The following is a 26,212-nucleotide window of genomic DNA, read 5'->3' on the forward strand; positions in this document are numbered from 1 at the left end:
CAGGCCGCAGATCCACGCCTACCCTCTCGCGCTATGGGAGAGTCGCTGACCCTGCTGCTGCTCGGCACGCCGGATCTGGCCGTCGGCGGGCTGCCCATGAGCATTCGCTCCGCCAAGACGCGCGCCCTGCTCTGCTACCTCGCCACCACGTCCGGTCCGCGCTCGCGGGGTGAGCTGGCCGAGCTGCTGTGGGGCGAGCGGCCCGACGCAAACGCCCGGGGCAGCCTGCGCCTGGCGCTGTCGGAGCTGCGCCGTGAGGTCGGCGAGTGGCTCGACATCACCCGCGACCACGTACGTTTCCTGGCCGGCGACGGCTGTTTCGTGGACCACCGGCGGCTCGGCCAGGCTCCGACGGTGGCCGAGGCGCTGGGCCTGTGGCGCGGAGACTTCCTGGACGGCGTCTCCTTCGAGGGCGCCCCCGCCTTCGCCGGGTGGCTGGAGTCGGAGCGGCATCGCGTGCGCCTGCTGCTGCGCGGGCTGCTCGTGGCGGCCGAGCCCGACGGATCCGACCACATGGTACGGCTGGCGCGGATCGTGGCGGCGCTGGACCCGTACGACGAGGAGGCGCACCGGCTGCTGATGGTGTCGCTGGCCGGGGCGGGCAACCGGGCGGGGGCGCTGGCCTGCTTCGAGGAGCTGCGCCGGCGGCTGGCGGCCGACCTGGGCGTCTCGCCCGCGCCGGAGACCCTGGCCGTCCGCCGTGACCTCCTGCCCCGGCCCCTTCCCGCCCGCCGCACGCCCTTGCCCGTCCCCGCCACGGAGCTGATCGGCCGGGACGGCGACGTGCGGCGGCTGCGCGCGCTGCTGTCCCGTGAGCGCCTCGTCACCCTGCTGGGGCCGGGTGGCATCGGCAAGACCCGCCTCGCCATCGCCGCCGCCGCATCGTCCGAGACGGCCTTCGTGTCGTTCGCCGGCGTACGGCCGGAGGCGGCGGTCACCACGCTGGCCCGGCGGCTCGGCGTGGACCTGTCGCCGGCGCGGCCCGCGCTCGACCTGCTCCTGTCCGCCTTCACCGCCCGCGCCCTGCCCCTGCTCCTCGTCCTGGACAACCTCGAACACCTCCCCACCTTCGACCCGGTCATCGGCGAGATCCTGCGCGCCGCCCCGGGTGTGCGGGTGCTGGCGACGAGCCGGCGCCGCCTGGACCTGCCCGGCCAGGTGACGATCACCCTGGAGGGCCTGCCGGGACCGGACGCCGAGGCCCTGTTCGCGGCCAGGGCGCTCGCGGCGCGGCCGGCGTTCGACCCGGACCGCGAGGCCGCCCTGGTGGCCGCGATCTGCACCGCCACCGGCGGCCTGCCGCTGGCCATCGAGCTGGCGGCCAGCCTGCTGCGCGCCGTCCCCTGCGCCGACCTGGCGCAACGGCTCGGCGTGGACCCCGGGCTGCTGTCCGCCGCCGGCCCCGCCGCCCGCTCGCGGCACGCCTGCATGCGCACGGTCTTCGAGACGTCCTGGAACCTGCTGGACCCGGCGGGTCAGGAGGCGCTGGCGGCGTTGTCGATCTTCCGTGGCGGCTGCACGCTGCGCTCCGCCCTGGAGGTGGCCAGGACCACTCCCGCGGTGCTGGTCCGCCTGGTCGACCACAGCATGATCCGGCTCACGCCCTCGGGCCGCTACACCATCCACCCCCTCGTCCAGCAGCTCGCCGCCGCCCGCCTCCCCTCGGGCTCCCCGGTGCGCCGCCGCCACGCCACCCACTTCGCCCGCCTGCTCGACCGCCACGCCCCCGCCCTCCACGACGGGTCGGACACCGAGGTCACCCGGGTGCTGGCGGCGGAGCTGGACAACATCCGGCTGGCCTGGACGGCTTCGGGGGAGCCGGGCTTTCTGGATCGCTACTGGACGTTGTGCCTGCGATTACGTCTCTACGAGGAGTCGGGGGTGATCGTGCGGGACCACCTCGCCCGTACGCCGCAGGCTCCGCACCTGCGGGCTCGGTGGTCGTGGATGGCGGGGGTGAGCGCGTACCAGCTGGCCAGGGAGAAGGAGGCCGACCGTCTGGCGAACCAGGCGCTCGGCACGCTCGGCGAGCGGCTGCCCACCTCGACGGCCGGCCGCGTGGCCGCCATGGCGGGCGCCGCCGTGCGGCAGACGGCCCGGCGGCTGCTGCCGATCTCGGGCACGGACCCGGCGGGGCCCGAGGCCGCGCAGGCGCTGACGCTGCTGGCCAGGCTCGCCTACCACCGGCAGGACCTGCCCGTGATGCTGGTCGCCTCGCTCCGCCAGCTCAACGCCGCCGAACGGGCGGCCGACCCGGCGCTGCGAGCCGAGGCGTACGCGAACTTCGCCACGATCGCCCGGATGGCCGGACGCCACGGCCTGGCCACCCGCTACGGCGACCTCGCCGACCGCGCCCTGGCCGCCATCGGCCACCCCACCGACGCCGCGAACCGGGCCCGGCTGGCCCGCGGCCTCGACCAGCTCCATTCGGGCGCGTTCGGTGCCGCCCGGCGGTCGTTCGCCGAGGGCCGGGCCAGGACGCTCGACCCGCGGATGGCGGAGAACTGCGTGGGCATGCTGGCCGAGACCGCGCTGTGGCAGGGGGACTTCGCGCGGGCGGCGGAGCTGTACGAGGAGACCGAGGAGCTGGCGTTCAAGCGGGTGGGCGGGGACGACATCGGCCGCTACTGGTGCCTGACGGGCCGGGCGGAGGCGCTGCTGCGGGTGGACGGGGTGCCGGCGGAGCGGATCGGGGCGCTGGTGACGGCGGCCCGCGCCTCCACCGACCGGCGCATCGCGTACGAGCGGGAGCTGGGCCTGCGCGACGGGCGCGTGATGCGCGTCGTCCAGGACCTGCGCCTCCTCACGGCCTCCGCCCGCCTCTTTCCGGCCGCCGTCCCGCCCGGGGAAGCGCTTGATCGGGCGCTGGAGCTGGCGGAACGGCTGCCGGCCGCGCAGCCCGGCATGATCGAATGCTGGACCGGGCTCGCCGAGCTGCTCTGGTCACTGGACCCGCCGCCGCACCGGGCCACCTCGCGCCGGCTCGCCGCCCACCTGACCAGGTACGCGGCCCGCAACCCGGGTGCGGTGGCCAGGATCGGCTGGGCCCGCGCCCTCGTCCTGGCCGCGGCGGGCAAGGAGAGGGCGGCGAGAAAGACGGCGGACCAGGCCATGACCACCGCCGACCGGCTGGCGGCCCACTACGACCGCCGCCGGGCGGAAGAGATCACCCGGCGGCTTCAGTAGGTCAGCCTGCGCAGCAGGATCTCCGCGGGCCCCCGGCGGCCGCGGAGGGCCGTGGCCAGCAGGACCGTGCCCAGCCAGGTGACCACCGCGATCCCCGAGGCGGCGGCGTCCCCTGCCACCGCGCCGAGCCCGCCCGCGTACGGCGCGAACACCGCCGTGAAGATCACCGACTGCAGCAGATAGCAGGTCAGCGACCACTGCCCGCACGCGACCAGGGCGGTGACCACCGGCCCGGGAGTCCCGCGCCGCATCCGGCTCACGGCGAGCCCGATGAGCGCCGCGTACCCGAGGCCGCCGGCGATGCCGGTGAGGCTGTGCAGCACGTACGCGGCGATGGAGACGGCCGTGGAAGGCACCCAGACCCGCGTGTCCACCAGCATCAGCGGCACCCCGCCGACGACCGCCGCGCCGACGCCCACGACCGCGACCCGGGAGAGCAGCTCCCGATGAGCGGCCGGCTCGTCGAGCAGCCGGCGGCGCGCCGCCCAGATGCCGAGCAGGAACGCCGACACGACGCTCGCCGCGAAGTAGGTCGGCGTCATCCCCGCCCACCCGATCAGCCGCATCACCAGCGCCTCGACCGGATCGGCCAGGGCGGCGGGCGTGTCGCCCTTGGGGGCGGAGACGGTGAGCAGGCCGAACGCGGCGAGCACGACGACGTGCAGCACCAGCCCGGCCACGGCGGCCCGCAGCAGTGCCCGGTCCGTCCGCTGGACGAAGCCGATGAGGACGAGCCCCACCAGCCCGTACGCGCCCAGGATGTCGCCGAAGAACAGCAGCAGCGCGTGGCAGAACCCGAACGCCAGCAGCCACAGGCTCCGGCGCCGCAGCACCCGCCGGATCTGCGACCGGCTCCGCCCCATGGCGGCCTGCCGGTTCGCCAGTTGCACGAGACCGTAGCCGAACAGGGCGGCGAACATGGGCAGCGCCCGCCCGTCCACCAGCAGGATCTGGACCCCGGCGACCAGCCGGTCGAGGAGGCCGCCGTCGAGGGAGTAGCCGCGGAATCCGCTCTGGTGGCCGGACAGGTACATGTGCGCGTGCGCCACGGCGATGAGCAGCAGCATCAGGCCGCGCGCGAGGTCGGGCGCGAGCGAGCGCCGCGTCAGTGGCACGGCGGCAGGTGTCGCTAAGGACATGACTCTCCCAGGGAAATTAGATACACGATTTGTAGCTAATACCCACAAGCTAAGCTACAGCCGCGTAGCTAAGCAAGCTGGAGCGAGAATGGGCGATCACCACGTGCGGACCCGCCGGCGCGGCGATGAGCTGATCAACGCCATCCACACCGCGGTCCTGGAAGAGGTGGCGGAGGTCGGCGTGGGGCGGCTGACCATGGACGGCATCGGCAAGCGCGCCGCGACGCCCCGCACCACGCTCTACCGCCGCTGGTCCGACCCCGTCGAGGTGCTCCTGGACGCGCTGCGCCACCTGCACCCGGTCGAGGAGCCCACGCCGGGCGCCGACGACCTGCGTGGCGACCTGGTCCGCGCCCTGCGGCTCATGGTGGACTGGATGCTCAGCCCGGCCGGGCGCGCCGTCGCGGCCATCATGACCGACCCGCGACGGCCTCCGGAGGTCACCGAGGCGCTGTTCGAGCGGGTCTTCGCCGAGCGCGGCGGCACGTTCACCGGCACCGTCCTGCGGCACTATGCCGGCCACGGCCGTTTCCCCGCCGAGCTGCTCACCCCGGTCGTGACCGACATCGGCGAGGCCCTGGTCACCAAGCACATGATCGACGCGAGCGTCCCGCCGGACGACACCGCGCTGGGAGCCATCGTCGACCAGGCCATCCTGCCCGCGATCGGCTTCGGGCCAGGGCGGCCGGCATGAAAGTTTCATCCTCTTGGAGAGGGACCCGTTGACGCGGCGGCGGTGGGCAAGGAGGATCGGATCGCTCCATTGGGAGCGCTCCCATCCCCTGTAAGGACCTCCATGACCCGATGCCGGGCCGCCTTACTGGCCCTCTTCACCATGGTCGCCCTGTTCCCCGCCACGGCCGCCCAGGCCGCCGACGAGGGACCCGAGCAGATCGTGAACGGCACCTTCGACACCGGCACCGCCCCCTGGTGGGGCACCGCCAACGTGACCCTCGCCGTGACCGACGGCCGGCTCTGCGCCGACATCCCGGGCGGCACCACCAACCCCTGGGACGTCATCATCGGCCAGGACAACATCCCGCTGGTGGAAGGCGACACGTACGCCTACAGGTTCTTCGCCGCCGCGACCCCGGCCAAGGTCGGCCGGGCCCTGATCCAGCTCCCCGTGGACCCCTGGACCCAGTATCTGTCGGCCGCACCGGAGATGAGCGTCTCGGGCAACAGCTACTCCTACACGTTCACCGCCCCTGTGTCGCTGCCGAACGCCCAGGTCGCCTTCCAACTGGGCGGCAGCGCCGAACCATGGAGGTTCTGCATGGACGACGTGTCGCTCAAGGGCGGCGCCGAACCCGAGGTCTACGAGCCGGACACGGGCCCGCGCGTGCGCGTGAACATGGTCGGCTACCTCCCGGCGGGACCGAAGAAGGCCACCGTGGTCACGACCGCGACCGAGGCCGTGGACTGGGAGCTCAAGAACGCCGCCAAGGAGACCGTCGCGAGCGGCAGGACCACGCCCAGGGGCGTGGACGCCAGCTCCGGCCAGAACGTGCACACGCTCGACTTCGGTTCCTACCGCAAGGCGGGCAAGGAGTACACGCTGACCGCCGACGGCGAGACGAGCAGACCGTTCGACATCGCCGCCGACCTGTACGACCAGCTTCCGGTGGACGCGCTGAAGTTCTACTACACGCAGCGCAGCGGCATCGAGATCCTCGACGGCCTCAGGCCCGGCTACGGCCGGCCGGCCGGCCATGTCGGCGTCGCGCCGAACCAGGGCGACGTGAGCGTGCCGTGCCAGCCCGGCGTCTGCGACTACTCCCTCAACGTCAAGGGCGGCTGGTACGACGCCGGCGACCACGGCAAGTACGTCGTCAACGGCGGCATCTCGGTCTTCCAGCTCATGGCCACGTACGAGAGGGACAAGGCCACCTTCAAGGACCGGCAACTGAACATCCCGGAGAGCGGCAACGGCACCCCCGACATCCTCGACGAGGCCCGCTGGGAGCAGGAGTTCCTGCTGAGCATGCAGGTGCCGGACGGCAAGCCGTACGCGGGCATGGCCCACCACAAGATCCACGACCAGAACTGGACGGGCCTGCCGCTCCTGCCGCACCTGGACCCGCAGCTCCGCGAGCTGCACCCGACCTCCACGGCCGCCACGCTCAACCTGGCCGCGACGGCGGCGCAGGCGGCCCGGCTGTACGCGCCGTACGACGGGAAGTTCGCCCTCAGGAACCTTGAGGCGGCGCGCAAGGCGTGGACGGCCGCCAAGGCGAACCCGGAGCGCTACGCCGACCCGACCGACGGCACCGGCGGCGGCGCCTACAACGACCCCGACGTCAGCGACGAGTTCTACTGGGCGGCGGCGGAGCTGTACATCACGACGGGCGAGAAGGAGTTCAGGGACTTCGTGCTGACCTCGCCGCACCACACGGGCGACATCTGGCGCGAGCGCGGCTTCGACTGGGGCAACACCGCCCAGCTCGGCCGCCTGGACCTGGCGACCGTGCCCAACGCGCTGCCCGACCGGGCGAGGGTGCGGCAGTCGGTGATCGAGGGCGCCGAGAAGTATCTGGGGATCCAGCGGGCGCACCCGTACGGCCTCTCCTACAACCCGCCGGACTTCGACTGGGGCTCCAACAACCTGGTGCTCAACAACCTGGTCGTGATGGCCACCGCGTACGACCTGACCGGCCAGGAGAAGTACCGGGCCGGCGTACGCGAGGGCATGGACTACATCCTGGGCCGCAACGCGCTCAACCAGTCGTACGTCACCGGCTACGGCGAGGTGGCCTCGAAGAACCAGCACAGCCGCTGGTACGCCCGCCAGCTCGACCCCGCCCTGCCCAACCCGCCGCGCGGCACCCTGGCCGGCGGTCCGAACTCCGGTCTCCAGGACCCGCTCGCGCAGCGCCTGCTGCGCGGCTGTAAGCCGCAGTTCTGCTACATCGACCACATCGAGTCGTGGGCCACGAACGAGCTGACCATCAACTGGAACTCCCCGCTGGCCTGGGTCTCGGCCTTCCTGGCCGACCGGGGCGAGCGGTCGGACTGCCGGGTGCGCTACTCGGCGCACGGCGCGGGCTCGTTCGCCGCGCAGGTCGCGATCGAGAACACCGGCAGGCACACCGTCGACGCCTGGGCCCTGCGCTGGTCCTTCCTGGGCGGCCAGCGGGTCAGGCAGGGCTGGGGCGCGGCGTTGTCGCAGGCCGGCCCGGTGGTGACGGCCAAGGGCCAGGGCCGGATCAAGCCGGGCAGAACCGTGACGTTCGGCTTCACCGCCACGAATCCAGGAGGCCCCAACCCGGCGCCCGAAGTGTTCTGGCTGAACGGCGCCCGCTGTAAATAGGACCCGTTGTAAATGAGACACGGCGACCCCTGGGCGTTGCGGACGCTTCGTTGAACGGAATACTGTCAACCCCATGCCCAGGGGAACCTCAGAAGTCAGCGAGCCGATGTACTTCGTGCTCACCGCGCTCCGCGCGGGCCCGCTGCACGGACACGCGATCAGCAAGGCGATCAAGGAGCTGTCGGCCGGCCGGGTCCAGCCGTCGGTCGGCACCCTTTACGGCATCCTGGAGCGCCTCAACGAGCGGGGCGTGATCGCCGTGGACCGCGAGGAGACGGTCAACGGCCGCAACCGGCGCTACTTCAGGATCACCGACGAAGGCCAGGCGCTCGTGGAGGCCGAGGCCAGACGGATGCAGGAGGCCGCTTCGCTGGTCCTGCGACCGTCCGGCGCATGACGGCTCTCGATCCGGCGGGTATGTCGGCGCTGGAGCGGCGCTACCGCAGGCTGCTGCTGGCCTACCCGCGTCAATACCGCAGCGCGCATGGTGACGAGCTGCTCGACGTCCTGCTGGAGTCGGCCGGCCCGGGCCGGACGATCCCGGCGTTCAAGGAGGCGTGGGGGCTGCTCCTGGGCGGCGTGCGCAGCCGCATCGTCCACCAGGCGACCGGCAGCGCCTGGGAGGACGGCCTGCACCTGGGCGTCACGGCCGTGGCGGCGGCGAACCTGGCGGCGCTGCTGCCGTACGCGGGCGCGCTGCCGCTGTGGACCCTGGTCTCGGCGCTGTCGCTGCTGGCGATCCTGCGCGGATGGGCGCGGGTGGCCTTTCCGCTCACGCTGGTGACCGGGGTGAAGGCGGTCGCGATCTCGGGCGGCTGGCAGCCGTTCGACGTGACCCTGCTGCCGGTCTCTCCTGGCCCGCTCGCCAACCGGCCGCTGTTCGCGGACACCGACCCTTTCGTGGTGGCGGGGGCGTACGCGGTCGTGCTCCTCGGCCTGGCGGTGCTCGCCTCGCTGCGACGGCCGCCGCGCACCAGGTCGTGGTGGTGGTGGGCGGCGGTCGTGGCGGCCTCCTGGGCCGGGCCGGAGTGGATGGACGACGGGTCTAGATACACGATGAGCCTGAGCAGGCTGGTCGTGGAGGCGGCGGCGTTCGGGCTGGCGGTGGCGTGCGGCTATCTGGCGCGCGACCACCGGTGGGCGATGGCCGCATGCGTCTATCTGCCGGTGGGCGGGGGCGATCTGATCGCGCACTCGTTCGAGCTGTCCAGGCAGCATCTCGCGTACGCGGGCGTGCTGGTCGTGCTGACCGTGGCCGCCACGTTCGCGCCCTTCCGCCAGCGCCGGCACTGTCTGGATTGACCATGCTCCGTTGAACGGAGTATGGTCTTCGTCATGCCCAAGCGATCCCACCTGGCCCTGGCCGTGGCGTTCTCGGCGGCCGTCCTCGGCGGCTGCGGGGGCGCCGCCGAGAGCGCCCAGCCCGCGCCGAGCAAGCCGGCCGCCGTCGACAACAAGCACCGGCTCGAAACGGCCAAGGCCGACTGCATGAAGCAGAAGGGCTTCAAGTACATCCCGTACGTGCGGCCCGAGAAGCAGGAGTCCGACGAGGAGCGCAAGCGCGCCTCCGGCGATTACCAGGCGATGCGCAAATATCGCGCGAAATACGGATATGGGGTTTTCGCGATGCACGTCTACCCCAAGGAGATGAAGAATCCGGCGGTCGAGCCCGAGCCCGATCCCAACATGAAGGTGCAGTCCCAGCTCTCCGCGGCGCAGGCGCAGTCCTACCGTAAGGCGGCCGACGGCTGCATGATCGCCGCCGCCAAGCAGGTCCTCGGCCTGGAGCTGAAGTCGTTCGACGACTACTTCGCCCAGATGAACGTGGCCAGTGAGCGGGCCGCCGACGAGCAGCTCAACAGCGACCCCGGCCTCGTGGAGTCGGCCGGCGCCATGGCCACGTGCCTGAAGGGCAAGGGCTACTCGATCACCGACACCAAGCCGACGGCCATGGCCGAGCGCGGGCAGCGCGTGTTCCTCACCCAGGAGGACAAGATAGGCCGCGAGCAGAGCCCCGACGTGCCGGACGTCGCGCCTCCGAGGAAGGAGGGTGAGATCCCCATGATGTACCAGCCGACTCTCACCCCCGAGGAGGCCAGGCCCCACCTGAACAAGGAGATCAAGGCGGCACTCGACGACCTGGAGTGCGGCAAGGACTTCTACCCGGCCTACGAGCCGCGCTCGAAGACGATCGAGCGGCAGGTCAGCGGCCGATTCGGCATGTGACGTCCGCATGAGATCGCCACGCGGAACACTCGCCGGCGTGCTGACCGGCGTCGTGCTCGTCGCGGGGGCGGGCTGGGCCGTGAGCACCCGCCTGCGCTCCCCCGCCGACGAGGCCGCCCGCCGCGCCGCGCCCGCCGCCTCGCTCGTCACCGCAGCCGTCGAGCGCCGCCGGCTCGTCAGCACCGTCGTGCTCAGCGGCACGCTCGAATACGGCTCCCCCTTGCCGATCGGCCTGGCCGGGGTGGTCGGCGGCACGGCCGAGCTGCAGCGCGCCACCCGGGCGCCCCATCAGGGGAAACTCCGGGAGGGCGCCGTGCTGATGGAGGTCAACGGCCGGCCGGTGTTCGCGCTGCGCGGCCGGGTGCCGATGCACCGCACGATCGCGCCGGGCGGCAGGGGCGACGACGTCGAGCAGTTGCAGCGGGCGCTGCGCAGGCTGGGATATTCCGCGCCGTCCACCGGCGTGTTCGACCGGGCCACGATCGCCGCGGTCACCAAGTTCTATGCCAAGAAGGGTTACCAGGCGCAGCAGCCCACGCTGACCGATCGGCAGACGTACGACACGCTGCGCAAGAGCGTGCAGACGGCCGAGGAGACCCTCGCGACCGAGAAGCGCACCCTCGACCAGGGGCGCGACGTGCTGCCGCTCAAGGTCAGGCTGACCAACGCGAAGGCCGACCTGGCGGCGGCGCGCGCCGCGCTGAAGGAGGCGGAGTCGCGGCGGCTCACGCCCGCCGACGAGGCCGAGCTGGCGGCGGCCGACACGGCCGTGCGCGCGGCTGAGGAGCGGCTGCTGGAGGCCGAGCAGGCGCTCGACGCGGCCAGGAACCCGCCGGCGCAGGCCCCCACGGGCGACCCGACGGGCACCCCCGCCCCTTCGGCGCCCACGCCCGAAGCGACCGCCGGCACGCGGCTGCTCGAACTGAGGGTCGACAACGCCCGGGCCGGCCTGTCGGCCGCCAGGCAGGCCCGGGACCTGGCCCTGGAGGAGGCCGGCGAGGCCAGGAAGAGCAGGCTCGAAGAGCTGCGCAAGGCCGTGCGGACCGCCAAGGAGGCGGTGGTCACCGCCCAGCAGGCGCTGCGTCAGGCCAGGCGGCTCTCCCCGACGCGGCTGAAGGTGGCGGGCGCCGGGAAGGACGTGGCGGCGGCCAAGGGCCTGCTGGCCGAATACGCCCGTACGTACGGGGTCTCCGTGCCGCCCGGCGAGATCGTGTTCCTGCCGAAGCTGCCCGCCCGCGTCCAGAAGGTCTCGGTGAAGCCGGGGCAGCGCGTCGAGGACGAGGTCGCCACCGTGACCAGCTCGTCGTTCATGGTCACCGGATCGGTGGAGGCGGCGGAGTCCGAGCTCCTGCGCACGGGCATGGACGCGACCATCGAGCTGGACACGGGCCGGTCCCATCCGGCCACGCTCACCGCGATCGGCGACAAGGCCAGGATGCCCGGCGCCGAGCAGCCCGCCGATGGGGCGCAGCCGGTCCTGCTCACGCCGTCCTCGGCGAAAGGGCTGCGGGCGGGCGTCGCGGTGACGGCGCGGGTGACGGTCGGCGCGACCGAGGAGCCGGTGCTGGTGGTGCCGGTGACCGCGGTGATCACCTCGGCGGACGGCAGGGCGCGGGTGCGGGTCGAGTACGCGACGGACAAGACCAAGGACGTCGAGGTGCGCACGGGCCTGACCGCCGACGGCAACGTCGAGGTCACCGGCGCGCTCAAGGAGGGCGAGCGGGTGGTGGTCAGCGGTGCCTAGGCTGACCTTGGTGCCGCCCCAACCGGTCATCGAGCTGACCGAGGTCCGCAGGGAGTTTCCCGCGCAGCCGCCGGTCCGCGCGCTCGACGACGTCACGCTCCGGGTGGAGCCGGGCGACTACCTGGCGATCGTGGGCCCGTCGGGCTCCGGCAAATCGACCTTGCTCAACGTGCTGGGCCTGCTCGACCGACCCGATTCCGGCACCTACCGCCTCGACGGCACCGAGACCACTACGCTGCCGGACAAAGCCAGAACCCGGCTGCGCGGCGACCGGATCGGCTTCGTCTTCCAGTCCTTCCACCTGCTCTCCCACCGCAGCGTGGTGGAGAACGTCATGCTCGCCGAGATCTATGGCGGGCAGGGACGTAAGGGCAGGCGGGAGCGGGCCCTGGCGGCGCTGGGGCGCGTCGGTCTCGGCCACCGGGTCGGGTTCTCACCCGACCGGTTGTCGGGGGGCGAGCGCCAGCGTACGGCCATCGCCAGGGCCCTCATGGGCGGCCCGGCCCTGCTGCTCTGCGACGAGCCCACGGGCAACCTCGACAGCCGCAACACCGAGGCGGTGCTCGACCTGTTCGACGAGCTGCGCGAGCAGGGGCTGACGATCGTGGTCATCACGCACGAGCGGGAGGTCAGCGCGCGGGCCGGGCGCCGGGTCCGGATCACCGACGGCCTGCTGGTGGAGGAGTGATGCACGCACACGGACCGATGGAGGAGTGATGCACGTACGCGACCTGGTCGGCGAGTCCGTCGCCGGCATGCTCGCCAGACCCGTCCGGTCGGCGCTGACCACGCTCGGGACCGTCCTCGGCATCACCACGCTGGTCGTCACGCTCGGCGTGGCCGCCACCGCGGGCAACCAGATCGTCGGCCGCTTCGACGCGCTGGTGGCCACGGCCATCACCGTCGAGGTGCCGGAGAGCGACGGCGAGCCGATGGTGGAGTGGGACGCGGTCGAGCGGCTGACCAGGCTGCGCGGCGTCGAGTCCGCCGCCGCGGTGGCCGAGAGCAAGGACAGCGCCAACCTGTCCGTACGCTCCAACGACCTCGTCGACCCGGCCAGGGTGACCCTGCGGAACCTGAGCGTCCTGGCCGCGACGACCGGGCTGCCCGAGGCGGCGCGGGGCCGGATGACGCAGGGCAGATTCTACGACACCGGGCACATCCGGCGGGGCGACCGGGTGGCGGTGATCGGCGACCAGGCGGCCAGGATGCTGGGCGTCACCCAGCTCGACCGGGCACCGGCGATCTTCATCGGCGAGCACGCGTACACGGTCATCGGCATCCTCGGTGACCTGCGCCGCGAGCGAAACCTGAGCAGCGCCGTGTTCGTGCCGCCCACCACGGCCGCCAGGTTCGGGCTGCGCGACGTCACCAGGGTGCTGGTCAACACCAGCCTCGGCGCCGCCGGCCTGATCGCGGGCCAGGCCCCGGCGGCGCTCAGCCCGGCCAACGCCGACGTGCTGCAGGTCGTCGCGCCGCCCAGCCCCACCAGGGCGCGCGACCAGGCGCAAAACGACGTCGACGCGCTGTTCCTGATCCTCGGCCTGGTCTCGCTCGTCGTCGGGGCGGTCGGCATCGCCAACGTCACCCTCGTCACCGTGATGGAGCGGGTGCCCGAGATCGGCCTGCGGCGCTCGCTCGGCGCGGCCAGGCGGCACATCGCCGCCCAGTTCCTGCTGGAGTCGACGCTGATCGGGCTCACCGGCGGCGTGATCGGCGCCGGCCTGGGCCTGGTCATCATCGTCGCCGTCTCGGCCGCCAAGCAGTGGACGCCGCTGCTCGACGGGTGGCTGGCGGCCGCCGCGCCCGTCGCGGGCGCCGTCGTGGGGCTGCTGGCCGGGCTCTATCCGGCGCTGCGCGCGGCCAGGATGGAACCCGTGGACGCACTCAGGTGAGCCGATCCGGGCTCCGATACGTCCAAGAGTCATGAGGATCTGGCGAATCGTGCTCCTTCCGGTGCTCCTCCTGGCACTGAGCACGTCCATGGCCCCGGCGCAGGCGGAGATGGCACCGAAGCGGGTGCTGGTCGAGCTGCGCGAACAGGGCGGTTTCGCGGGGCTGAACAACCGCGTGGTCGTGTACGGCAGCGGCTGCGTCCGGCTCAGCCGGCGCACCGGGCCGACCATCGACAAGTGCCTGACCGCGAAGGAGGAGCGCAAACTGCGCGGCTACCTGCGGCACCTGAAGATGGGCCGCAGCGAGCGGCCACCGCAGGGAGCCGACTTCATCAAGTACACACTGACCTACGACAAGCGGCGCGTCAGCCGCTACCAGCTCCCCGCCACCTGGCAGCCGCTGGTCCGGCACCTGGAGAAGATCATGGAGAAGTACTGGGCTCCGGACTGATTGACCCGGAGGACGCGACCGAACTACCTTCGGTCGCGTGAACCTGCCCCCGGTCGCGAGGACCACCGAAGACCTGCTGGCGGAGGTGGCCCGGCTCAGGGCGCACGACCTGCCCGTCCGCGGCGGCCAGGTGACCGCCTACGTCTACGACACCGGCCGGGCGGAGGTGCACGACGCGGCGACGCGGGCCTACCTGGAGATGCTGGAGGTCAACTGCCTCGACCCGACCGCGTTCCCGAGCGTGGTCGCGATGGAGCGGCAGGTCGTCGGCGCGGTCGCCGACCTGCTCGGCGGCGGTCACGGCGTGTTCACCAGCGGCGGCACCGAGTCGATCATGCTGGCCGTCAAGGCGGCCCGCGACCTGGCCGGTCGTGACCGCGCCAACCTGGTGCTGCCGGTCACCGCGCATCCCGCCTTCCACAAGGCGGCCCATTACCTGGGCGTGGCGGTCGTCGCCGTGCCGGTGGACCTGGAGACGTACAAGGTGCGGGCGGAGGACGTCGCGGCGGCGATCGACGAGGACACGATCCTCGTCGTGGCCTCCGCGCCGTCCTATCCCCAGGGCGTGATCGATCCGGTGGCGGAGGTCGCCGCCGTGGCCGCGGCGGCGGGGGTGCCCTGTCACGTGGACGCGTGCGTGGGCGGCTGGCTGCTGCCGTGGCTGCGGGAGGCGGGCGCGGCGATCCCGCCGTTCGACCTGTCGGTGCCGGGGGTCACGTCGATCTCGTGCGACCTGCACAAGTTCGGATACTCCCCCAAGGGCGCCTCGGTCGTGCTCTTCGCCGATCCGGCGATGCGGCGCAAGGCGTACTTCGCCTCGGCCGGCTGGCCCGGTTACACGATCATCAACGCGACCGTGCAGAGCTCCAGGTCGGCCGGGCCGCTCGGCGGCGCCTGGGCCACGCTGCAGGCGCTGGGCCGGCAGGGCTACCTGGAGCTGGGCCGCGCCACGCTGGAGGCGACGGCCGAACTGCGGGCGGGCCTCGCCGTGATCCCGGGGCTGCGGGTGCTCGGGGAGCCCGAGTCATCGCTGGTGGCGTTCGCGGGGGACGGGATCGACGTGTTCGTGCTGGCGGACGAGGCGCGGGCGCGGGGCTGGTTCCTGCAGCCGCAGCTCTCCTACGCGGGCATCCCGGCCAACCTGCACATCACGGTCACCGGGGTCACTCTGGCGGGCGTCGAGGCCATGCTGAAGGTGATCGCCGAGTCGGCCGAGGCGGCCCGCCGGCGCGGCCCCGCCGTGCTGCCCGAGGGGCTGGTCGAGCTGGTGGCGGAGCTGGATCTGGAGGCGATCGACGACGCGACGTTCGCCGAGCTGAGCGCCTCGGTCGGAGTGGACCTGCGACCGGGGGCCGGGCAGCCGGAGATGGCCGTGGTCAACGCCGTCCTGGACGCGCTGCCGGCCGCCGCCAGGGAGGCGGTGCTGGTGCGGTTCCTGTCCAGCATGTACGCCACGTAGCCGGATGAAATGAGGGTATATCCCCGCTGCCGGAGTGGACCCCGGCAGCGGGGGACGGCGCGATCGTCTCTTCCCTGCCCGCCGCCTCCGCAGGGCGAATACGTGAGGCCGCTCAGGTGAGCGACACGATGGCGATGCCCAGGCACATCTCGTCACTGGTGCCGGCGCCCCAGACCACGTAACGGGGCGGCAGCTCGCGCAGTTGCGGCAGCATGGAGCGCAGTTTCGCGTCGTGCGTGCACGTCACCCGTACGACATCGCCCTTCTTGACGTCGACCGGCGCGGGCAGCACCCGCAGCGCCTGGTCGTCGAAGTTGTACTCGGGGACGTCGAGCAGCGTCCTGGCGCCCGGCTTGCCGGGATTGAGCTCGACCTTGATGGAGCGGCCGAGCAGGTGCATGTGACCGGCCAGCCCGTGGATCACGGCGGGGCCCTCCATGCGCTGATCGCAGTACTGGGTCGGCCCGGGCTTCTTGCGGCCGCAGAACTGCTCCGTCTCCCCCACGTCCTGCTGGATCTCGGCGCCGAAGCGGCGGCCGACGTCCTTGATCGCCGCGGCCCTGTCGCACAGCGGCCCTGACTCCTGCGGCGTGCAGGGCAGCTCGACCGGCGCGGCGAACAACGCGGTCTCCAGGGGACGCAGCACGCGGTCGGTGACCCGCAGCCGGATGCTCGACTTGTCCGTGCCCGGCTCGCCCTTCACGCCCAGCAGGTTGTAGTGCACCTGCATGACGAGCCGGCTGCCCGGCGGCAGGTCGTAGCCGTAGCGGGCGTCGAGGAGCGTCTCGTTGGTGCCGGGGGCCCAGTGCGTCACCCAGGACGACTCTCCGACGCCTTCGTCACCGAAGCAGGTCCAGCCCTGTCCCGGGGTCTTGTCGTCGAGCTTGCGGGCGTTCGCGGCCTGCTCGGGGCCGAGCCTGAAGAAGATCGCGTGGTGGACGACCTCGGTGTTCTGCGGCTGGAACTGGGCGCCGGTCAGGGACACCCGGCTCGCCAGCCGGGGGTCGATGAGGAAGCAGCGGTAGTCGTCCGTGCCGCCGTTGGGGCCGGTGGGCCGGTACGGCTCGTCCATGGTGAGGTTGACGAACCGCTCACCGTCGCGGAGCGGGGCCGCCGCCGGAGCGGCCGACCTGGCGGGGTGCCCCGAGTGGCCGGCCGGGGCGGCGGTCGTGGCCGCGCCGCACGAAGCGAGCAGGACGACCACCAGGAGTAAGGCGGCCGTCCGGAGATATCGGTTCATGTATCAACAGTCGCCCGCGAGAGCGCGCCGGGCATCCTTCCACAGGACGTTTCCGTCTCGTACTCCGGAAGGACGACGCCGTCAGACCAGGGTCGCGCTCCGGCCGGATCAGTCCTCGTTCAGTCGCTCCTGGGCGAACGAGCGGATCTCCTCCTGCTCGACCTTGGCCGCCTGCTCCAGGAGGCTCGTGTCCTCCGGGCCGGACAGGCTCGCGGCGGCCGCCGCGGCGAACAGCTTGGTCACCGGGTCGCCCGCCTCCAGCCGGATGACGATGCCGCCCAGGTCGGGCTCCTCGCCGTCCTGGAGGATCAGCCACTCGGCCAGCTCCTTGATCTGACCGGGGGGCAGGGAGGCCGCCCCGGCTTCGAGCTGTTCGAGTGAGGCGTCGGACAGGAACTCGAGGACCTTCCAGCGGACGGCGCTCTCCGGGTCCTGGCTCAGGGTCATGACCTGCGCGACGATGGGCCCGTGGCGCTCGTCGGCGTTCTCCAGTGCCACCACGATGGCGTCGTACCGTACACCGAGGATCGGGCTGGACAGCAGGGCCGGGACCTCGTCGATCAGCGGCGCGCCGAGGTCGCCCAACTCCGACAGCAACCAGGTCGCCGTGCGCAGGATCCGGTCATCACCGCAGTGGAGCAGCCTGGCGAGGTTATCGGCCGGGTAGCCCGCGTAGAAGGCGCTGAGGAGGTCGTTGGCGGCCGGGCCCAAAACGTCGTCGGGCGGAAGCGCGAGGATGCGCTCGATCAGATCCTCGCCTGCTTGCGCCTGCATCAGATCTACCACTTCCTCTTCCTCTGCTGCTCCGCCCACTCCGCGTCAGTGGGATACCTGTCGGCTTGGGCCTGCGAGCCCCCACTGTAGTTGCCCCCGCTGGAGGAGGGCGTCGAGTCCACGTCCGCGTCGTACTGCTTTCGCCGGATGCTGTCGTTGAGGTCTTTGAGCGCCCTCTCTTCTCTTCTGATCCGCTCCGCGTGCCCGGCCTCCCAGCCCTTCTGGTCCTCCTCCCGCTTCCGCGCCTTGATGCTCTTCTCCAGCGCGGCCCTGGCCTCCTTCGCCTGCTTCTCCGTCATGCCCTTGGCGCTGCTGGGCGGATCGCCGTGGATTCGTCCGTCATGGCGTGAGCCGTTGTTCGAGTTCCGGGAGAAGAAGCCGCCGCCGCCTCTACGGCTGCTGTCGCCGCGACCGTTGCCTCGGTTGTTGTCCCGCCTGTTGTTGCGGCCCATCCGGGCGATGCCGTCCTGAACGGACCGGGGGCCGGTCGGGTTTCGCAGGCCGGACGTTCGCAACGGGACTCCGCCGCGCGGGCCGGCCACGGCCAGGCGTGGGCCCGGGCCTCCTGGGCGGCGCAGGTCGTCCAGGATGCGGCGCATCGGGTCGGTGATCCGGCGGCGCACGATGGGCCCGATCACCTTGCCGGTGCCCTCGCTGCCCTCGCGCAGCACCCTCCTGACCGCCTGCCGCGACGCCAGCACCCGGGCCGTCGCCAGCGTCGCCCCGGCCGCCCCGCCGAACATCAGCGCCTTGGCCACGGCGACCGAGGTGAACACCGCCTGGGTGCCCGCCGCCACCTTCACGGCGGCCACCACGGAAGCGGTGCCCTCCAGGGCCACCGGCGTCATCCTCATCGCCGAGTTCGCCTGGGCGACGTGGCCGTTCTGCGCGCCGGTCTTCTCCCAGTGGGTCTCCATGCTGGTGGCCGACTGGCCGTGGTAGACCTGCTGCGTGGTGCGGACCGCCGTGTCGGCACCGGCCGCGGCGGGGGCCGTACCTGCCTGGGAGACCCGAGAGGCGTTGCCCTCGGCCCTGACGTCGTCCTCGTTCATGTTCGGCCAGGGGCCGAGCAGCTGCATCATCCCGGCCGCCTCCGGGGGAAGCATCACAGCCATGTGCGACCGAGCTGCTGGACGTGTTCGGTGTTGGTGGCCTCGCCGTCGCGCGTGTTCCTGACCACGGTGTCCAGGCCGTCGCCGGTGTCGGCCATCACCGTGGACAGTCCGTCGAGCGCCGCCATGGACACCGCGCGGCACTCGGCGTAGATCGAAGTGAAAATGCCGAACAGGCCGTCGTCCCCGAACGTGGACACTCCGTCGCCGCGGGCCCTGAGCGGGTCGAGCGCGGCGTTGTAGTCCTCCGCATGGGTCCTGATCCTGGTGGCTTCCTGCCCCACCGCCCCCAAGGCGATCTCAAGTCCCGTCATGCCCACGCACCATATCGTCACATGTCATGATCATTTCGGCACTTGTCATTCATGAGACCTACATCTCAATGTCAAGATCACGTGCGGATATGTCTAGACTGGTCGGCTGTTCGCTCTCCTGAAAGCCGGAGGTCCGACATGCGGCCACCCACCCCGGACAACGACGCCGAATTCCTCCTCGAATACGCCGCCCAAGGCCAGCGGGTCATCCGTGACCTGCAGGCGGCCCAGTCCGCCATCCGGCAGCTCGAAGGCGTGGCCAGGAGCAAGGACGGGCTGCTCGAAGCGGCCGCCGACGGCGAGGGCGGCCTGACCCGGCTCCTCATCGACCCACGGGCGCTGCGGCTCAGGGAGCCGGCGCTCGGCCGTGAGGTCGCCGCCGTGCTGCGGGCGGCCCAGGAGGAGGCGGCGCGCATGGCGCAGGAGATCGCGGACGCGGCGGAGGGCGCCACCGCGATGCCCCAGCCGCTCGACGAGACCTTCGTACGCGAGCGGGTCGAGCAGGCCGCCCGCGATCTTCTTCACTAGGCCGGGGAGGCAAGCGTGCACGGTCAGCGGTTCGACCCCGCCGACATCACGGAGCAGGGCATCGACGAGGTGGCCCGCCAGGGCGAGCGGGTGCTGGCCTGGCTTGAGACGGCGCAGGCGGACCTCGACCAGATCGTCGGCGCGGGCGAGGCGGCGGCGGGCCAGGTCAAGGCGACCGTGGACGTGAACGGCCGGGTCCTCGACGTCACCTACGGATCCCGCGCGCTGCGCGTGGACAGCCGCGAGCTGGCCGCGCAGACGCTCGCCGCCGTGGCCGCGGCCTGCGCGGACGCCCAGCGCCAGACGCACGACCTCATGCGCGAGGCCATGCCCGGCTTCGACCCGGTGGCGGCGACCCAAGAGTTCCAGCGCCTGCTGACCGACTGGAGCTGACCCTCACGCCGGTGCTGTGGGGAAGGTCGCCTCCACGTGGAAGCCGCCGTCATCCCCCGGCCCGGTCTCCAGCTCCCCGCCCGCCACCTCGACCCGCCGCCGCAGGTCGAGCAGGCTCATGCCCGGCTCGCTGGCGGCGACCCAGGCGTCCGGCTGCCCGGCGGTGTTGCGGACGCCGAGCCGGACGAAGCCGTGCGTGTAGCGGACCCGCACCCGCACGTCCGCCCCCGGCGCGTGCTTGCGCACGTTGGCCAGGGCCTCCTGCACCACCAGGTACGCCGTCCGCCCCACCAGCCCCGACACGGGCACCGGCGTGCCGTCCACGGTCAGCTCGACGGGCATCCCGTCAAGGGCCGACTCGGTCACCAGGGACCGCAGGTCGGGCAGGGGCAGCCCCAGGTCGAAGCCCTCACCGGTGTCCCGCCGCAGCAGCGCGACCATGTGCCGCAGCTCGTCCAGCGCCTCGCACCCGGTCGCGCGGATGTCCTCGGCCGACGCCCTGGCCCGCTCGTCCCCTGCGGCCGCGCCCAGCACCCCGGCCTGGAGCACCATCCGGCTCACGCGGTGGGTGACCACGTCGTGCATCTCGCCCGCCAGCCGCTCGCGCTCGACCCGTTCCGAGCGTTCGGCCAGCTCGTCGCGGAGCCGGTCGCGGACGGAGACGTACAGGCCGTACATGACCGCGAGCGCGATCACGGCCTCGGTGCGGGCGACCAGCGGCAGCCGGTCGGGCAGAGTCAGCACCGCGAGGGCCAGGACGATCACCGGCAGCCACCGGGGAAGCCCGCGGTGCCGCTCGGCCGTTAACGCCATCGCGCCGTAGGCGGCGAACGCGCACGCGGGCGGCCAGATCGGGGCGCCGGCCGCCGGGGGCGGGAACACGGCGGGGACGAGCACGGACAGCACGGACAGGACGATCGCGGTGCCCGCGCTGATCCAGGCGACGGTGAGGGGCGCCCGGCGCATCCACAGCACCGGCAGCGCCCCCGCCAGCAGGATCACCAGACCCGGGCCCGGGTAGCCGATCGTCGGCGTCAAGCCTGCCGCGACCAGGACCGCGACCGCGTCGATCGGCCGCGGACGGGCACCGTCCACGGCCTCATCGTACGATCACCCGCCGACCCTGCCCACCCTCTGATCGGCCACTCAGACCTTGGTGATCCGGACGGCGTCGGCGATCACGTACCCCGTCGTGGAGGTCCATCGGCTCACCCCGACCACGTTGTACGTCCCCGCCGCCAGCGCGTACGTCCCCAGCACCCGCCACTGCCCGCCACCCGAACGCTGGTCCACGGTGACCGTCTGGTTCCCGCCGGAAGCGGCCACGATGTACGGCGTCGCGCTGTTGTAACCGGCGTTGGCCGGATACCACACCTCCACCCGGTAGGTGCCCGCGCTCGGGATCGCCGCCTGATACCAGGCGGGGTCGCTGGCGGAGACCGGGTCGGCGAAGCGGTAGTCGCTGCCGTGGAGCTGCGCGGAGAAGGTCGAGGTCCCCCAACCGGAGCTCGCGGCGAACCCGGCGTCGGTGTTGTCGATCACCACACTGAACGTGCCGCCCCCGCCCGAGCCCACCGCCTTTCCGGCGCTCGGCGCGCTCTCCTGGTGGGTCCGGTTGAGCGCGGTCACGTAGTAGGTGTAGGCCGATCCGGTGGCGGTCGTGTCCGTGAACGTCTTCTGCCGGGTCGTCGTGACCAGGTTGCGGGCGTCGGCGAAGGCGCACGGGTCGGCGGCCGACGGCGTGCCGTTCACCCGGTAGACCGCGTACGAGGTGGCCGAGCCCGTCCAGGCGAGCTGGACGCCGTTCGAGACGGCGGTGGCCGAGCTGATGACGGGCACGGCGGGGGCGCTCGCGGAGCCGCGCGCGGGCAGCAGCGTGGGCCTGCTGTAGTGGGCGTTGACGACCCTGGTCATGGCGCCGATCCGGTCGGCCTTGACGTCCTTGGCGCTGAAGAAGATGTCTCCGGCCACCTCGGGATGTTTCCTGTTGTCGGTCAGGTGGTCGCTCAGCTCGGCCGCGTCCTGCCAGGCGGCCTCCTGCCCGGACGCGCCGGCGCGGTAGGCGGCCTGGCCGACGACGAGCTGCACGTCGGTGCCCTTGACCACGTCGGACCACCAGGCGGTGAGCACCTCGTAGGCGGCCGAGGAGAAGCCGATGTGCCAGTAGATCTGGGGCGCCAGGTAGTCCACCCAGCCCTGCTTGATCCACTTCCGGCTGTCGGCGTAGATCGCGTCGTACGACTGCAGGCCCGAGGTGCGCGAGCCGAGCGGGTCGGTGCCGGAGTTGCGCCAGATGCCGAACGGGCTGATGCCGAACGACACGTGCGGCTTGGCCGTGTGGATGCGCTGGTCGAGCTCGCGTACCAGGAGGTTGACGTTCTCGCGCCGCCAGTCGGCGACGTTGCCGAAGGAGCCGCCGTACTTGGTGTACGCGGCCGAGTCCGGGATCGCCTGGCCGCTCACCGGATAGGGGTAGAAGTAGTCGTCGAGGTGCACGCCGTCCACGTCGTAGCGGGAGACGGCGTCCATGATCGCGTCCTCGATGAAGTCGCGCACTTCGGGGATGCCCGGGTTGTAGTAGAGCTTGCCGTCGTAGGCGAAGCGCCAGTCGGGGTGCTGCCGCGCGGGGTGCGTGGACACCAGCCTGCTCGGGTCGGCGTGGTTGGCGACCCGGTACGGGTTGAACCAGGCGTGGAACTCCAGGTTGCGGGCGTGCGCCTCGCTGACCATGAACGCCATGGGGTCGTACCCCGGGTTGCCGCCCTGGGTGCCGGTCAGCCACTGCGACCACGGCTCGTACGTCGAGGGCCAGAACGCGTCAGCGGTCGGCCTGACCTGCACGAACACGGCGTTCATCCGCTTGGCCACGGCCAGGTCCAGCCACGCGCGGAACTCGGCCTGCTGCGCCGACACGCTGAGCCCGGTCCGGCTGGGCCAGTCGATGTTGGCGACGGAGGAGATCCACATCCCCCGGAGCTGTCGCTTGGGAGTGGCGGGGTCGGTGGCACAGGCGGCCGCGAAAGCCGAGGTAGGGGCCACGATGCTGACGAGTGCGGCGGTGAGCGCCGCCAGAACGGTACGCAGGAGCGCGGTCACGAAGGGAAGTTTCAGTGCAATCGCGACAAAGCGCAATAGTTTTCACAACTTCCAAGGGGACCCAATCTCTGACCCTTCGGAGTCAGGCGGAAAGTTTCACCCACCGCACGAGTAATGTCAATTATCGACATTAGTCAGAGGAACCCGTAGCGTGCACCCGTCACCTGTGAACGAGGAGCACCCCCAAATGACTCTCGCCCGCACGCGATTAACAGCCCTCGCCACCTCTGCGTTCGCCGTCCTCCTCATCGGCGCGGGCCAGCCCGCCTGGTCCGAGGCCAAGGACGCCCCGCTCCCCGCCGCCTTCGCCAAGGCGGCGGCCCAGTACGACGTACCGAGTGACCTGCTCGTGGCGCTCGCCTACGCCGAGACCCGCCTCGACGGCCACAACGGCGAACCCAGCGCCAGCAACGGCTTCGGCCTGATGCACCTGGTCAGCAACCCCACCAACCACTCTCTCGAACAGGCCGCCGAGCTCACCAAGCTCCCGGCCGACAAGCTGAAGGCCGACGACGAGGCCAACATCCTCGGCGGCGCGGCCGTCCTGCGGGCCCACGCCGACAAGCTGGGCCTCGACGAGAGCGCCAGAAAGGACATCGGCCGCTGGTACCAGGCCGTGGCCAAGTACGGCAACGCGACCTCCCCCGACCTGGCCCGCCTGTACGCCGACGGCGTCTACGAGCCGCTCGGACTCGGCATCGACACCCTCGGCGTGCGGGTCAAGCCGCAGGAGGTCACCGCCGACCGCGGCGAGTACGCCAAGGCCCGCGACCTGAGCGGCGCACAGGCCGCGGCCGCCAGCCCCGACTACCCGCCGGCCGCCTGGGTGGCCGCCAACTCCGGCAACTACCGGGTGTCCGACCGCGAGACCAGCTACAACATCGACCGGGTGGTCATCCACGTCACCCAGGGCTCGTACGCGGGCACCATCTCCTGGTTCCAGAACCCCAGCGCCAACGTCTCGGCGCACTACGTGGTCAAGTCGTCCAACGGCGCCATCACCCAGATGGTGCGCGACAAGGACGTCGCCTGGCACGCCGGGAACTCCACCTACAACAACCGGTCCATCGGCATCGAGCACGAGGGCTTCGTCAACGACGCCTCCTGGTTCACCGACTCGATGTACCGGGCGTCCGCCGCGCTGACCCGCGCCCTGTGCGACAAGTACGGCATCCCCAAGACCAGGACCGGCATCATCGGCCACAACGAGGTGCCCGGCGCGACCCACACCGACCCGGGTTCGCACTGGAACTGGACCACGTACATGAACTACGTGACCGGTGGCGGCGGCACCCCGTCGTGGACCACCACGGTGGACAACGCCACCGCCGGCGGGTTCACCGCGAGCGCCAACTGGGGCACCTCCGCCTACTCCAGCCAGCGCCACGGCGCCGACTACCGCTTCGCCGACCCGGTCGCCGCCAGCGACCCGGCCTGGTACTCGGCCGCGATCCCCACCACCGGCACCTACCGGATCGAGGTCTGGTATCCGGCCGACGCGGGATACAACAGCTCGGCGCCGTACATCGTGGCGGCCTCGGGCGGTAACGAGACCGTGTACGTCGACCAGCGTTCAGGCGGCGGAGCCTGGCGCAGCATCGGCGAGTTCTCCCTCAGCGCCGGCACACAGAACGTGGTCGGCGTGAGCAGGTGGACCTCGGGCACCGGCCTCGTCATCGCGGACGCGGTGCGCATCAGCCGGCTCTGATCCCACCAGCTACGGCCCGCGCCCATACCCCCTCTCGGGCGCGGGCCGTACCTTTTCCATGGTTCATCACACTCTGTAGCGGATAAAGCTCATGCTGTGAGCAAGGAGATTCTCAGGGCCGAGGGGTTGCGCAAGGTCTTTCCCGGCGTGGTCGCGCTCGACGGCGTGGACCTGCGCCTGCGGACCGGCGAGGTGCACGTCCTGCTGGGCGAGAACGGCGCGGGCAAGAGCACGCTGATCAAGATCCTCTCCGGCGCCTACCACCCCGACGGCGGGCGGGTGCTCATGGATGGCGGCCCCGTGGCGCTCCGCACGGCGGGCGACGCGCAGCGGCTCGGCATCGCGACCATCTACCAGGAGTTCAACCTGGTCCCGCAGCTCACGGTCGCGGAGAACCTGTCGCTCGGCCGCCCGCCGCGCAGGCTCGGGCTCGTGGATCCCAAGCGCATGGAGGAGCGGGCCATCCGGCTGCTCGGCCAGGTCGGCGTGGACGTACACCCGCGCACTCCCGTCGCCCGGCTGGGCATCGCGCGCATGCAGATGGTCGAGATCGCCAAGGCGCTGGGGCTGGACGCCCGCGTACTGATCATGGACGAGCCGACCGCCGTGCTCACCACCAGCGAGGTCGAGCGGCTGTTCACCATCGTGCGCCGGCTCCGTCACGCGGGCGTGGCCATCGTGTTCATCACCCACCACCTGGAGGAGATCGCCGAGATCGGCGACCGGGTGACCGTGCTGCGCGACGGCAGGTCCGTGGCCGAGGTGCCGGCGAACACCCCGCAGGACGAGCTGATCGGCCTCATGGTCGGGCGGCCCATCGACCAGCAGTACCCGCGCCGGCCGTCCGCCCGGGGCGAGCCGCTGCTGCGGGTGTCGAAGCTGACCCGCGGCGGCGCGTTCGACGACGTCTCATTCGAGGTACGGGCGGGCGAGGTGGTCGGCGTGGCCGGGCTCGTGGGGGCGGGCCGCACGGAGGTGGCGCGGGCCGTGTTCGGCGCCGACCACTACGACTCGGGCGAGGTACGCGTACGGGGCGGGCGGCTGCCGCCCGGCGACGTGCACGCCGCGATGGCGGCCGGGCTCGGCCTGGTCCCCGAGGACCGCAAGGGCCAGGGGCTGGTGCTGGGCGCGAGCATCGGCGAGAACCTGGGCCTGGTCATCATGCGCGAGGCCACCCGCGCCGGCTTCGTGGATCGTTCCAGGGTCCGCAAGGCCGCCGCCGAGGTGGCCGGGCGGCTCGGCATCCGGATGACCGGGCTGGACCAGGAGGTGCGCACGCTGTCCGGCGGCAACCAGCAGAAGGTGGTCATCGGCAAGTGGCTGGTGGCGGACGCGGGCGTGCTCATCCTCGACGAGCCGACGCGCGGCATCGACGTCGGGGCCAAGGTCGAGATCTACCAGTTGATCAACGCGCTCACCGAGTCCGGGCACGCCGTGCTCATGATCTCCAGCGACCTGCCGGAGGTGCTCGGTATGAGCGATCGCATCCTGGTCATGGCCCGGGGCCGGCTCGTCGGCGAGCTCCCCGCGGCCGGGGCCACACAGGACGACGTGATGGCCCTGGCGGTCACGGAAGTGGAGGGACCCCGTGCCCGCTGACCGTGGCGCGCTCACGACTTCGACGATGTTTCACGTGG

The 26,212-nt window shown here is 71.9% G+C and carries 22 protein-coding genes; 15 read left to right on the forward strand and 7 right to left on the reverse strand.

The window, feature by feature from the left end:
• Nucleotides 1–33: 33 nt before the first annotated feature.
• Entirely contained in the window at nt 34–3,186 is a 3,153-nt protein-coding gene (locus tag C4V41_RS34490; RefSeq protein ID WP_103960159.1) for an ATP-binding protein, read from the forward strand.
• Here the strand turns inward: C4V41_RS34490 and C4V41_RS34495 are convergent.
• Entirely contained in the window at nt 3,180–4,325 is a 1,146-nt protein-coding gene (locus tag C4V41_RS34495) for a DUF418 domain-containing protein (RefSeq protein ID WP_103960160.1), read from the reverse strand. The genes C4V41_RS34490 and C4V41_RS34495 overlap by 7 nt on opposite strands.
• A gap of 88 nt (nt 4,326–4,413) precedes the next feature.
• Here C4V41_RS34495 and C4V41_RS34500 point away from each other — a divergent pair, with 88 nt between their 5' ends.
• From C4V41_RS34500 to C4V41_RS34545, 10 genes are all read left to right on the forward strand, one after another.
• Nucleotides 4,414–5,019: a TetR/AcrR family transcriptional regulator gene (locus C4V41_RS34500; RefSeq protein ID WP_103960161.1), complete on the forward strand. Its 606-nt coding sequence runs from the start codon at nt 4,414–4,416 to the stop codon at nt 5,017–5,019.
• Nucleotides 5,020–5,121: 102 nt separating this feature from the next.
• Nucleotides 5,122–7,635 (forward strand): glycoside hydrolase family 9 protein, encoded by a 2,514-nt coding sequence (locus C4V41_RS34505; protein WP_103960162.1) that lies wholly within the window; start codon nt 5,122–5,124, stop codon nt 7,633–7,635.
• A gap of 73 nt (nt 7,636–7,708) precedes the next feature.
• Nucleotides 7,709–8,032, forward strand: coding sequence for a PadR family transcriptional regulator (locus tag C4V41_RS34510; protein WP_103960163.1), 324 nt, complete (start codon nt 7,709–7,711; stop codon nt 8,030–8,032).
• On the forward strand, nt 8,029–8,937 hold the full coding sequence (locus tag C4V41_RS34515; RefSeq protein ID WP_103960164.1) for a hypothetical protein: 909 nt from the start codon (nt 8,029–8,031) through the stop codon (nt 8,935–8,937). The genes C4V41_RS34510 and C4V41_RS34515 overlap by 4 nt, the downstream gene beginning before the upstream one ends.
• A gap of 33 nt (nt 8,938–8,970) precedes the next feature.
• Entirely contained in the window at nt 8,971–9,861 is an 891-nt protein-coding gene (locus tag C4V41_RS34520) for a hypothetical protein (RefSeq protein ID WP_146103898.1), read from the forward strand.
• A gap of 7 nt (nt 9,862–9,868) precedes the next feature.
• Nucleotides 9,869–11,605, forward strand: a complete 1,737-nt coding sequence (locus C4V41_RS34525; protein ID WP_103960166.1) for a peptidoglycan-binding protein — start codon at nt 9,869–9,871, stop codon at nt 11,603–11,605.
• Between the two features lie 7 nt (nt 11,606–11,612).
• On the forward strand, nt 11,613–12,293 hold the full coding sequence (locus C4V41_RS34530) for an ABC transporter ATP-binding protein (RefSeq protein ID WP_103960285.1): 681 nt from the start codon (nt 11,613–11,615) through the stop codon (nt 12,291–12,293).
• A 28-nt stretch (nt 12,294–12,321) separates the two neighbouring features.
• Nucleotides 12,322–13,500: an ABC transporter permease gene (locus C4V41_RS34535; protein ID WP_103960167.1), complete on the forward strand. Its 1,179-nt coding sequence runs from the start codon at nt 12,322–12,324 to the stop codon at nt 13,498–13,500.
• A 31-nt stretch (nt 13,501–13,531) separates the two neighbouring features.
• On the forward strand, nt 13,532–13,951 hold the full coding sequence (locus tag C4V41_RS34540) for a hypothetical protein (RefSeq protein WP_103960168.1): 420 nt from the start codon (nt 13,532–13,534) through the stop codon (nt 13,949–13,951).
• A gap of 37 nt (nt 13,952–13,988) precedes the next feature.
• Nucleotides 13,989–15,410, forward strand: coding sequence for a pyridoxal phosphate-dependent decarboxylase family protein (locus C4V41_RS34545; RefSeq protein ID WP_103960169.1), 1,422 nt, complete (start codon nt 13,989–13,991; stop codon nt 15,408–15,410).
• A gap of 112 nt (nt 15,411–15,522) precedes the next feature.
• On the opposite strand, the gene C4V41_RS34550 is transcribed toward C4V41_RS34545, so the two are convergent.
• The 4 genes from C4V41_RS34550 to C4V41_RS34565 all read right to left on the reverse strand — a co-directional run bounded on the left by C4V41_RS34550 (nt 15,523) and on the right by C4V41_RS34565 (nt 18,850).
• Nucleotides 15,523–16,650, reverse strand: coding sequence for a monooxygenase (locus C4V41_RS34550; RefSeq protein WP_103960170.1), 1,128 nt, complete (start codon nt 16,648–16,650; stop codon nt 15,523–15,525).
• A 108-nt stretch (nt 16,651–16,758) separates the two neighbouring features.
• Nucleotides 16,759–17,424: a hypothetical protein gene (locus C4V41_RS34555; RefSeq protein WP_146103899.1), complete on the reverse strand. Its 666-nt coding sequence runs from the start codon at nt 17,422–17,424 to the stop codon at nt 16,759–16,761.
• 5 nt (nt 17,425–17,429) lie between these two features.
• A complete protein-coding gene (locus C4V41_RS34560) occupies nt 17,430–18,506 on the reverse strand; it encodes a hypothetical protein (protein ID WP_103960172.1) in 1,077 nt (358 codons plus the stop codon).
• A gap of 23 nt (nt 18,507–18,529) precedes the next feature.
• The gene (locus C4V41_RS34565; protein WP_103960173.1) at nt 18,530–18,850 is read right to left on the reverse strand and encodes a hypothetical protein; all 321 of its coding nucleotides are present in this window, start codon (nt 18,848–18,850) and stop codon (nt 18,530–18,532) included.
• A 138-nt stretch (nt 18,851–18,988) separates the two neighbouring features.
• On the opposite strand from C4V41_RS34565, the gene C4V41_RS34570 reads away from it, so the two are divergent.
• Together C4V41_RS34570 and C4V41_RS34575 are read left to right on the forward strand one after the other, a co-directional pair.
• Nucleotides 18,989–19,378 carry a YbaB/EbfC family nucleoid-associated protein gene (locus C4V41_RS34570; protein WP_160150494.1) on the forward strand — a complete coding sequence of 130 codons (390 nt, stop codon included), beginning with the start codon at nt 18,989–18,991 and terminating at the stop codon, nt 19,376–19,378.
• Between the two features lie 15 nt (nt 19,379–19,393).
• Nucleotides 19,394–19,771 carry a YbaB/EbfC family nucleoid-associated protein gene (locus C4V41_RS34575; RefSeq protein WP_103960175.1) on the forward strand — a complete coding sequence of 126 codons (378 nt, stop codon included), beginning with the start codon at nt 19,394–19,396 and terminating at the stop codon, nt 19,769–19,771.
• Between the two features lie 3 nt (nt 19,772–19,774).
• Here C4V41_RS34575 and C4V41_RS65490 read toward each other — a convergent pair whose 3' ends face one another.
• Nucleotides 19,775–20,866 (reverse strand): sensor histidine kinase, encoded by a 1,092-nt coding sequence (locus C4V41_RS65490; RefSeq protein WP_103960176.1) that lies wholly within the window; start codon nt 20,864–20,866, stop codon nt 19,775–19,777.
• Nucleotides 20,867–20,917: 51 nt separating this feature from the next.
• Entirely contained in the window at nt 20,918–22,867 is a 1,950-nt protein-coding gene (locus tag C4V41_RS34585) for a family 10 glycosylhydrolase (protein ID WP_103960177.1), read from the reverse strand.
• A 187-nt stretch (nt 22,868–23,054) separates the two neighbouring features.
• On the opposite strand from C4V41_RS34585, the gene C4V41_RS34590 reads away from it, so the two are divergent.
• Nucleotides 23,055–24,575, forward strand: a complete 1,521-nt coding sequence (locus C4V41_RS34590) for a golvesin C-terminal-like domain-containing protein (RefSeq protein ID WP_103960178.1) — start codon at nt 23,055–23,057, stop codon at nt 24,573–24,575.
• Nucleotides 24,576–24,671: 96 nt separating this feature from the next.
• On the forward strand, nt 24,672–26,174 hold the full coding sequence (locus C4V41_RS34595; protein WP_103960179.1) for a sugar ABC transporter ATP-binding protein: 1,503 nt from the start codon (nt 24,672–24,674) through the stop codon (nt 26,172–26,174).
• Nucleotides 26,175–26,212 lie beyond the last annotated feature (38 nt).

Source organism: Nonomuraea solani, from assembly GCF_900108335.1.
GTDB classification, from domain to species: domain Bacteria; phylum Actinomycetota; class Actinomycetes; order Streptosporangiales; family Streptosporangiaceae; genus Nonomuraea; species Nonomuraea solani.